Annotated in this window: 2 protein-coding genes; both read right to left on the reverse strand. The window is 72.5% G+C overall.

Annotation, left to right across the window (positions count from 1 at the left end):
• Nucleotides 1–1,453, reverse strand: a 1,453-nt coding sequence (gene miaB / locus D8M29_RS11495) for a tRNA (N6-isopentenyl adenosine(37)-C2)-methylthiotransferase MiaB (RefSeq protein ID WP_127445995.1), incomplete at its 3' end; no start/stop codon positions are given.
• A 39-nt stretch (nucleotides 1,454–1,492) separates the two neighbouring features.
• Nucleotides 1,493–1,989 (reverse strand): regulatory protein RecX (locus D8M29_RS11500; RefSeq protein ID WP_238693404.1); only part of this gene is annotated, 497 nt, incomplete at its 5' end.

The following is a 1,989-nucleotide window of genomic DNA, read 5'->3' on the forward strand; positions in this document are numbered from 1 at the left end:
CGCGGTCCCACGCGTCGCCGGCCCGGGAGCGGCGCAGGACGTAGTCCTGTGCGGTCGGGTCGGCGACGGCGAAGAACGGGTGGGCCTCGGTGACCGTCACGGTGACGAAGTCGCCGGGGCGGGGGGTCTCGGCGCCGGCGGGCACGGAGAAGTGCACGAGCCGGTTGTCGGGTGCGCGCCCGGACAGGCGGCCGCGCTCCGCGGCCTTGGAGCCGGAGTCGGCGGTGACGAGCAGCTCCTGGCGGGTGCCGACGAGCGTGGCCATCTCCTCGGCCGAGATCCGGTCCTGCAGGGCCACGAGGCGCTCGAAGCGCTCCTGGACGACGGCCTTGGGCACCTGGTGGTCCATCTCCCCGGCCGGGGTCCCCGGGCGGATGGAGTACTGGAAGGTGAACGCGGAGGAGAAGCGGGAGGCCTCGACCACCCGCATCGTCTCGGCGAAGTCCTCCTCGGTCTCCCCGGGGAAGCCGACGATGATGTCCGTGGTGATGGCGGCGTGCGGGATGCGCTCGCGCACCTTCTCCAGAATCCGCAGGAACTTCGCGGACCGGTAGGAGCGGCGCATGTCCTTGAGCACCTTGTCCGAGCCCGACTGCAGGGGCATGTGCAGCTGCGGCATGACGTTGGGGGTCTCGGCCATCGCGTCGATGACGTCGTCCGTGAACGCGGCCGGGTGGGGGCTGGTGAAGCGGACGCGTTCGAGGCCCTCGATCTCCCCGCACGCGCGCAGCAGCTTGGCGAACGCGCCGCGGTCGCCGAACTCGACGCCGTAGGTGTTCACGTTCTGGCCCAGCAGCGTGACCTCGACGGCGCCGGCGTCGACGAGCGCCTGCACCTCGGCGAGGATCTCCCCGGGGCGGCGGTCCTTCTCCTTGCCGCGCAGCGACGGGACGATGCAGAACGTGCACGTGTTGTTGCAGCCCACGGAGATGGACACCCAGCCGGAGTGGGTGGAGTCCCGCTTGGTGGGCAGGGTGGAGGGGAACACCTCGAGCGACTCGAGGATCTCGATCTCGGCCTCGGCGTTGTGGCGGGAGCGCTCCAGCAGCACGGGCAGGGAGCCGATGTTGTGGGTGCCGAAGACGACGTCCACCCACGGGGCCCTGCGCTGGATGGCGGCCTGGTCCTTCTGGGCGAGGCACCCGCCGACGGCGATCTGCATGCCCGGGTGCGCGTCCTTCACCGCGCGCAGGTTGCCGAGGTTGCCGTACAGGCGGTTGTCCGCGTTCTCGCGGACCGCGCACGTGTTGAAGACCACGAGGTCGGCCTGGGCGTCCTCGGCGACCGGGGCGTAGCCGGTGGACTCGAGCAGGCCGGAGATGCGCTCGGAGTCGTGCACGTTCATCTGGCAGCCGAAGGTGCGGACCTCATAGGTCAGGCCCTCGTGCGGGCGCGCGGCGGCGCCGTCCTGCGCGAGCGGGGTGGTGCGGGGGGTGGGGTCCGTCAGAGTCACCGCACCATTCTAGGAACTCCGGGCGCGGCCCGGGTCCGCTCACTCCTCGTGCTCGGCGAGGACCTCCTTCACGACGGCGAACGCGAGGCCGCCGCCGTAGCCCTTGCGTCCCAGCATGCCGACGAGGCGGCGGGTCACCTTGTCCCGCTCGGCCCGGGCCTCCGGCGAGGCACCGCCGGGGACGGTGCGGCCCCGCAGCCGTCGGCGCACGAGGTCGAGGGCGGCGGCCCGTTCGTCCTCGCCGTCGATGGCCTCGAGCGCCTCGGCGGCGATCTCCCGGTCCACGCCCTTCTGCTGGAGCTCGTGCCCGAGGGCACGGCGCGCCAGGCCCTTGCTTCGGTGACGGCTGCGGACCCAGACCTCGGCGAAGGCGGCGTCATCCACGAGGCGCACCTCCTCGAAGCGGTCGAGGACGCGCTCGATCAGCTCGGGCTCGGCCTGGCGCTCGGCGAGCTTGCGTTCGAGCTGGCCGCGGGAGCGGGGGCCCAGGGCGAGCTGGCGCAGGACGACCTCGCGTGCGGCCTCCTCGCGCTCAC

Source organism: Micrococcus sp. HSID17227, from assembly GCF_003989405.1.
In the GTDB taxonomy this organism is placed as follows: domain Bacteria; phylum Actinomycetota; class Actinomycetes; order Actinomycetales; family Micrococcaceae; genus Micrococcus; species Micrococcus luteus.